General features: G+C 38.9%; 3 protein-coding genes. All 3 read left to right on the plus strand.

Going from position 1 to position 7,978, the window contains the following annotated elements; translation table 11 throughout:
- Positions 1-57: 57 nt before the first annotated feature.
- The 3 genes from H5154_RS16515 to H5154_RS16525 all read left to right on the plus strand — a co-directional run bounded on the left by H5154_RS16515 (position 58) and on the right by H5154_RS16525 (position 7,834).
- On the plus strand, positions 58-5,580 hold the full coding sequence (locus H5154_RS16515) for a leucine-rich repeat domain-containing protein (RefSeq protein ID WP_182718989.1): 5,523 nt from the start codon (positions 58-60) through the stop codon (positions 5,578-5,580).
- A 379-nt stretch (positions 5,581-5,959) separates the two neighbouring features.
- Positions 5,960-6,592, plus strand: a complete 633-nt coding sequence (locus H5154_RS16520; RefSeq protein ID WP_182718990.1) for a 2OG-Fe dioxygenase family protein — start codon at positions 5,960-5,962, stop codon at positions 6,590-6,592.
- A gap of 9 nt (positions 6,593-6,601) precedes the next feature.
- Complete coding sequence (locus H5154_RS16525) at positions 6,602-7,834, plus strand: cysteine desulfurase-like protein (protein ID WP_182718991.1); 1,233 nt, start codon at positions 6,602-6,604, stop codon at positions 7,832-7,834.
- Positions 7,835-7,978: the final 144 nt, after the last annotated feature.

Consider the following 7,978-nt stretch of genomic DNA (forward strand, 5'->3'; position numbering starts at 1 on the left):
AAGGGAAATGATTTAAACACAGCTCCCTCAATAGCATCCATTTAAAAGGGGAATAAAATGGGTTTTTTTGAAATAAAGCTACGCATAGGCTTACTAGCCAGTGCGCTATTTTTAACTGGCTGTGGAGGCGGAGGTGATGATAGCGTTAGTACAACGCCAAAACCTGTTGACCCAGTTAACCAAGGCCCAATAGTTACACTAACGGCTGCAGATGAACAAATAGAACAAGAAACATTCACTCTTAAAGCGACAGCAAATGATACTGATGGTGAAATTTCGTCATATAGTTGGAGCCACGATGCGAGCTTTGACTTTATCAGTGATGGTCTTTCCAGTGCTGAAGTGAGCTTTACTTCCCCCGATATCAGTGAAGACATTACGGTTAATTTTACTGTAACGGTTACTGATAATGATGGTGCTTCAGCATCATCCTCTCAAGCGGTGCTCATCAAGCGTAAAGTATCCAATGTAACCATAACAGGGCTTGTTACTGATGAGCCAATTGCAAATGCTGAACTTGAAATTGTTGTTGGTGGTGAATCGTTCCAGGTTCAAGCAAATGATAGTGGTCGTTATACAGCGGTTTTAAATATCGATGAGTCATCAACTAAAAAGTTGGTAAGAGTAAAAGCGAAAGGACTAGATACCTTAAACCCAGGTGTTGAGTTTGTATCGCAGCTAAGTTCAGTTGAAAAGCTTTTAGCACAAGCGGGCGAGGATAATACGCTTGATAGTAATGATAATTTTGGTGTCAATATCACTAATGTTACCACTGCTGAATTTGCACTTTTAACACGTGATGGTACAGAGCCTGCGAGTGAAGAAGAGCTTAATAGCGCACTGTTAAATGTTGATGCGGATGAGAAGATTCAGCTAGCAACACTTATTAAGATTGTTGTTGATAATCCAGATTATCAATTACCTGAAGGTATTAATAGCACGCTGGAGCTTGTTGCGAATGAACAAGTCGCGAAGCAGTTTGAAGAAGAAGTGATAGAGAAAGATCCTGAAATCATCGAAAAAACCAAAAAAGAAATTAAAGAAGATGATGCTCTCGTAACCGGCGCAACAGGTACGCTCGAGGGTAATTATATTATTAACTCACCTCGTTATCATACCAATACAGCATTCCACCTTAGCTTAAGGGCTGATGGAAGCGGGCAGTTTAGCTCTAATACCAGTAGTGCGATCTCTTGGGCTGAAAATGCAGGCGTTTATACATTAGACTTTGCTGAAAAAGTTACGATTTATCAAAATTCAGATGCAGAAAGTTCAGAGTCTGTAGTTTTAACTGGATTCAGCTTTACTGTATTGGCTGAAAACGATGTGTTTAGAACCATCGAAGTGACGCGTTCAACAGAGCGAACGGTTGTTAATAGCAACAGCGGTTCAGTTACAATGACGACTGAAGATGATGAAACATATACGACGAATCTAATATATAAAAATAAAACCATTTCATTATTAGCTGAACAGCTGGTAGGTGAGTGGGCACTTCATGTACAAGATAATGACTTTTATACTAGCTACGATCCCAACCTACCTGAAACTCTGCAATTTTATGCTGACGGTACAGGCGTTGTTGATAGTAGCGAAGCGTTTACTTGGCAGCTAAATAGCCATAGCTTAATTGTTAACTATGATGACGGCGGCGAAACAGGGCAGCTAGAGCTTTGGTTTACAAAAGCATTAAGTGGCGGCTATCAATTAGTTGGTCTTGATACGAGCTTTGATAAGCCGAGTGACACCCTAACGGGGCTATTAATCAAAAAACAAGCGGTATCGACTACGAATGATAATTTAATTGGTCGTTGGCATGGCTTTATCGGCACATCTCAATCGTATGATTTAAATATTTTTAGCGATGGCACAATGATGATCGGCCTAGGCATCACTGATTGGCAGGGGCATTTAAATGATGGTCAGTTTACACGTAAGCGTTTTATTTATAACAATGAAATTGTTACGTCATGTGAAGGCTTTGGTGCAAGTTGCTACCTTGAAAGTGAAATGATTCATGAGTTCATCAGTATTGTTGGTAACCTGTATTACATTAAGCGCACTCTAAATTACTATTTACCAAATGGTGAGATTAGGTCTCAAAGCGGTGCAATATTAGTTTATGAATACAGCAAAGACTTAACCTACAGCGCATTCACCGAAGAGCTATTAGAGAATTACACAGAGTTTTATTCAGCAGATGGCCAAACAGATAGAATTTATACTGAATATGACGAAAACGGTAACGTAATATACGTTGTTGAATTAGAGGGGCAGACTTACACCGGCGCAACCTTTAATGACGGTGTATTAAGTTATGACCGAAATGGTGAAACGTGGCATCTTGAGCTTGTTTCATCAGATACCGGCAGCATTGTAGTTTGCCATTATCAAGATGGTGGCACGTGTAATGCTGCGTCACAAATTACTTACTTACCAAAGCGCCCTAAAGTTACCCTTAGCGCTAACTCAAGTGGCAATGGTGAAATTTCACCCGCATCACAAGCGTCATTTTTGTATCAAAAAGTTGGGTTTGAAATCATTCCTGACGACGGTTTCGTTTTAGACGTAATTGAAGGCTGCGATGGCTATATTGAAGGTAATCACTACATTGCATTTGCAAGTAACACTGATTGTGAAATTACAGCAACCTTTAAAGAGAAGCAGGCAACAGCTGGTAGCTTCATTATTGGTAATCAAGATCTGTATTATGCAAGTGCTTATACTGTAGATCTTAATGAAGATAATACCGGCTATTTAACCTACAACGGTAAAGTTGATATTACTTGGCAAGAGGATGAGCAAGGTGTGATTGAAATCACCCCACAGCAAGCGTTTATTCTTAATGAATATCAAAATATAGAATATCCAGAGGGTTTTCCACTTGAGGTTAATTTTAAAAATATTGCTACAAGCCTGAGATTAAAACCATTACCAGAGAAAGGAATTAACTGGTATGAGTTAGATCGAGTAATCGAACAATATAAAGATGATGTGTTAGTTGATGAATACACAACTTCTTATGAAGTGAGTAAAACATCACTCGATCAACGTTTAGCTATTACAACCGATGATATCGCAGGACAATGGTCAGTTGACTTGGTCGGGGAAAAGACTGTTAATAAAGTAAATTTTAATCTTGATGGGTCTGGTGTATCTCATAATATAAGTGACTTATCCGAAGATAATTTCACTTGGCAAATAGTTGATAACTCTATAGCGCTTTTCTTTCCTGAAGATAACGGAACTGAATCATTTTATATCACTAAAGGTTTAAATGTTGGTTACCAGCTTGTTACTCAAGGTATTTTTGACGGTGAGCATTATACAGATTCAGGCATCATGGTGCGTCGTAATGAACAACCAATTAGTGCAGATAACTTTGCTGGTCGTCACCAGTTTAGAGATGGTCATGACCTAGACACCCATTGGGGGGAAATACAAGTTTATGATGATGGAGAGGTTTTCTTTACTTTTGACACAAGCTCTTTTCAAGGAGGGTTTGAAGGTGGACATTTAAAACGTGATCGATATTCTGAATACGTTGATGGCATCTATCAGAGAGTTGATTGGTGCGATGTTTCTTTAGATACATGCACACTTGAGGGGGAGTTTATATATACCCTAGTCGCTGTTGATGGTCAGCGTTATTTTATAGAACGGACGCTTGGCGGTGCCGTAAATGGTGGAGACACTACAGCACATTTATATATACATGATTACACACCTTCAACAGATGTCGCTCAGTTTGAAGAACATAACTTAGTTTTTAGCCTTTATCAAAATGATAGTAATGGTATTGCTCGCTGGGCTGTTACCTATGGTTACTATGATGAAGTGCTAAATAAGCAACACTATATTTTCCAGATTGACGACACTGAACCTGTATATGTTGAGCTAGTTGATGGAAAGTTAGAGTTAACCCTCGACGGTCAAGATACTGTTATTGAATTAATTGATAACAACCGCCGTAATGTTACTTTCTGTAAGTACTTAAAAGGTAATAGCTGCTTAGAGCAAGATAAAGTTTACTTATCGTTTGATTTACCTATGCATACAATCACAGTTAATGGTGATGGTAATGGCTCATTAGCTGTAGGAGATGATAGTAATGTTGCTCATGGCTCAAATTGGTCGACATCTATTGAGCCAAATTCAGGTTATGAGCTTAATAGTATTTCAGGTTGTGACGGCTATGAAGATGGCAGTGATTATAGAATCCCTTATGTGAAAGAAAGTTGTCAAATTGATGTAACGTTTAAAGAGCTTATTCCGTTATCTACCCAAGCGAATATTACAGATCCTGCGCTTGCAATGTGTGTTGATAATTCAGGTGAAACAAGCTTAGAGAGTGTGATTGAATTAAATTGCCTGTGGAACAACTATGGTGTGATTACGTCTTTAGCCGGTCTAGAGGCCTTGCCTAATTTACAGATTCTTGAACTCTCAGACTTAAACTTGGGTCCCCATCTTGATTTATCTGCTTTTGAGCAATTAACAGAGTTTTCTAATGGTTATAACTATGGTTCTGAGCAGCAAACAAAAATAGAATCTATTCAATTTTACGACTCTAGTCTAATTACTCGCCTAGAGTTGAGTGGACAAAATCTTTCAGATATTGACTTATCTGCATATACCTCACTGCAGTATTTAACTTTGCATGATATGCCATTGACTCAGATTGATTTATCTAATCAAACACAATTAGTGCATTTAGACTTACAAGGCATAGAGTTAAATCAGCTAGACCTAATCTTTAACACTCAGTTAGAGTACTTAGCAATTAATAGTGGTAGCTTAACTGAACTCAATATTGGGCATTTAACAGAGCTAAGAAATGCGTTTTTATGGGGGCAAACGGGGGTAACAGAGCTTGATGTCACCAATTTAACGAAATTAACTCGCCTTGATATTGGTAAAATGGGGGTTTCAGTGCTTAACCTAACAAATCTCGTTAATTTAGAAAGCCTTAGCATTTCGTATACCTCAATAAATAATCTAGATTTTTCAGCTTTACAAAGCTTGACTTCATTAAGTATCGAAGGTATTGAGCAATCACTTGTGCCATGGTCACAGGTCTATCACATATCAAGTTTAACGATAGGTGGAGCTAATTATACAAGTTTTGATTTTTCGTCTTTTACTAATTTATCAAGACTAGGAATATATCAATCAGGTATTAGTGACTTATCGTCAATTGCTAATCCTGAGCTAATTTTATCACTGGATTTGTTTGGTAATTATCAGCTTGAACAGCTAAATATAAGTGAGATGACGTCTTTATACTGGCTGCAGGTGAATAACTCTCCAATTACGACTCTAGATTTTAGTAATAATAGCAATTTAACAGACGTCTATTCTAGACAGAATGCATTAGAGACTATTAGTGGAATAGAAGCTATTGCTGATAAATCAGCGAGGTTGGACTTTGATTATAATCCGCTAAGCAGTGGTACTGTTAGTTATTTAGATGATTTACGTGATAACCAAGGTTATTACAATATTTCGTATTCAGTAAACTACAGTGTTACTGTGAACGTTACTGGCAACGGTAGTGTTAGTGAATCTAACTTTCTATAATCAGATGGTGAAAGCCGCGGGATAAATTTATACCACTGATAGTGGTTATGAAGTTGTAAGCGTAACAGGCTGTGATGGTACTTGGGACTCAACTGACTATTATGAGGTAGGTCCAATCACAGAGTCGTGCGAAGTAAATGTTGAGTTTGTAGAAACAACACCTTAAGTTTATTGAATACTTTTTGTAGTTGATAAAACGACCACGCCACGTGGTCGTTTTTATTTTTAAATTAAAAATTCAATAAAACCCACATTTGGATCTTAATTTTATACTTTTAAACTCCTTTTATTAAATAAAGACGCAAAAAATCCTCTCTACTTGCATTAAAATCCCCTTCAATATTTATGAGTTAGTCTCTTATTTTTTAGGTGATATTTTATGACAGCATTAAACAACCAGAACCTATTACAACTTCGTTTTGTAAACCAAGCTCATATCGAGGCAGTCAAGCCATCATTTGCTAATCTACCTGCTAATCCGTACGCCGATGGTGCGTTTCGTAAACGCCGCTATTCAGTGATCAAAGCACAAGGTGGCGAACTAAAACTACAAGCCACTAAAGCCTTTGTACAAGATGATTCAATTAATACCTTTCAAGGTAATGTTGAGCGTACTTACGAGAACTTAGAGTCAAGCTTACTGCAAAGTGAAGGCATGAAAAGTATCGTTAATGAGTTTCGTGCTATCACAGGTATAGACGAAGACCGTGATATTGAGATCCACCAGTTTAGAATGCTAGCAATTGAAAGCGACACGCCACCGGCGCCAGAAGGTATTCACCAAGACGGCTTTGATCATGTATGTATTTGTGGTGTATCACATGAAAATCTAGAAGGTGGTGAATTACTTGTTTATGAAAACAAACAAGCTGAGCCGTGTTTTAAAATGGAAATTAAAGACGGTATGTTTGCATTAATCAACGACCGTGAAGTATGGCACAACGCCACGCCGATGAATAAGATTGATGCAAGTAAAGACGGTTACCTAGATTGTTTCGTACTAACGGCTTAAGGAATGATAATGAATTTAACTAAACTTCGTCGTCAGTTTCCGGCACTTATGCAACAAGTTGCGGGTAAATCGCCAATATTTTTAGATGGCCCGGGTGGTTCGCAAGTACCACAATCAGTGCTTAGTGCAATGTCAGCTTACTTAGGTTATTACAACTCTAACTTAGGCGGCGCGTTTTTTTCAAGCGATAAAACCGTTGAGTTAATGGCCAATGCGCGTCAAGCAGCGGCTGATTTACTTAATTCACCATCGCGCGAGCAAATTGTATTTGGCGCGAATATGACCAGCCTTACGTTTAGCTTTAGCCGTGCGATTTCTCGCGACTGGCAGGCGGGCGACGAAATCATCGTGACTAATGCTGATCACTTCTCAAATGTATCCTCTTGGCAGCAAGCAGCTGAAGATAAAGGCGTGAAGGTTAACGCTGCACGTATCAATGAAGCTGATTGCAGCTTAGATTTAGCACATTTTGCCAGCTTACTTAATAGCAATACTAAGCTTGTTGCAGTGACGTATGCATCAAACACTACTGGGTCTATTAACGATATTCAGCGTATTGTTGCGATGGCTCATGAAGTGGGTGCATTGGTTTATGTTGACGCAGTCCATTACGCACCTCATGAGCTGGTTGATGTACAAGCCCTTGATTGTGATTTTTTAGCCTGCTCTGCGTATAAGTTTTTTGGCCCGCACTTAGGTATGGTCTACGGCAAGCGTGAACACCTTGAAGGATTTACGCCTTATAAAGTTGAGCCTGCCAAGGACGTTATTCCTGGGCGCTGGGAAACCGGCACGCAAAGCTTTGAAGCACTCGCAGGTTTAATTGCTGCTGTTGACTACATTGCAGATATTAGTGAGCTTGATGGTAGCTATTCACGCCGCGATAAATTAGCTGCGGCTTTTGCCAAAACTAAACAGCATGAAATGGCGTTAAGTGAGTACTTCCTTACTCGACTAGTTAACTATCCTAAGATCAAACTATTTGGTATTGATGATTTAGAGCGTTTAGCTGAACGTACCCCAACTTTTGCTTTAACCTTTGCAGGGCTTGAGCCACGTCAGGTGTCTGAGTTTTTAGGTAAGCAACATATATGTGTGTGGGATGGTAACTTCTACGCTCAGGGCTTATGCAAGCAATTGGGTGTATTGGATACTGGCGGCGTTGTACGCATTGGTTGCATGCACTACAACACCATCGAAGAGCTAGATAAGTTATTTGATTTGTTTGATGAACTGATTTAAAGCTATAAGTTATAATTAGAGCTATAAGTCATAAGCTGTAAGTTTTAAGCGACCAGAGCGCTTGGTAAGCCTTGACATAAAATCTGAATTGAGTAGATTTTTGGCTTACCGCTTACCGCTTACCGCTTACCGCTTACCGCTTAC

Source organism: Pseudoalteromonas sp. SR44-5 (assembly GCF_014163675.1).
GTDB classification, from domain to species: Bacteria; Pseudomonadota; Gammaproteobacteria; order Enterobacterales; family Alteromonadaceae; genus Pseudoalteromonas; species Pseudoalteromonas rhizosphaerae.

What these genes read in the sequence shown, in the direction of transcription:
- H5154_RS16515 (WP_182718989.1), top strand. Translation starts at nt 58, where the DNA reads ATGGGTTTTTTTGAAATAAAGCTACGCATAGGCTTACTAGCCAGTGCG.
- H5154_RS16520 (WP_182718990.1), top strand. Translation starts at nt 5,960, where the DNA reads ATGACAGCATTAAACAACCAGAACCTATTACAACTTCGTTTTGTAAAC.
- H5154_RS16525 (WP_182718991.1), top strand. Translation starts at nt 6,602, where the DNA reads ATGAATTTAACTAAACTTCGTCGTCAGTTTCCGGCACTTATGCAACAA.